Source organism: Lactobacillus sp. UMNPBX19 (genome assembly GCF_002553805.1).
Lineage (GTDB): Bacteria > Bacillota > Bacilli > Lactobacillales > Lactobacillaceae > Lactobacillus.
The window spans coordinates 1-264 of sequence record NZ_PCYR01000177.1 but is presented as its reverse complement, the minus strand read 5'-3'; the positions used below and the strand labels follow the sequence as shown (position 1 = coordinate 264).

The 264-nt window shown below is 43.9% G+C and carries 1 protein-coding gene; it reads right to left on the bottom strand.

Features of this window, described 5'->3' with window-relative positions:
* Positions 1 to 264: hypothetical protein (locus CP370_RS09800; protein ID WP_158227053.1), on the bottom strand; the 264-nt coding region annotated here is incomplete at both ends.

The following is a 264-nucleotide window of genomic DNA, read 5'->3' as shown; positions in this document are numbered from 1 at the left end:
CTTCTTTGCCAGGTTTCAGTTCGTACTTATCGGCGTCTTGCTTTGCTACTACATTATTGCCTGGTACTTCGCCTGTACTGTCATCGTTGAAGGTTACAGTTGCCTTACCCTTATCGTCGACTGTAATAGTCTTGATTGGGGCATCTGGGTTAGCTTCTTTGATTGCGCCTTCTACTGCTTGTTTTTCCGGTTCCGTTAACTTATCTGTATTATCAACTTTGACTTCTTTGCCAGGTTTCAGTTCGTACTTATCGGCGTCTTGCT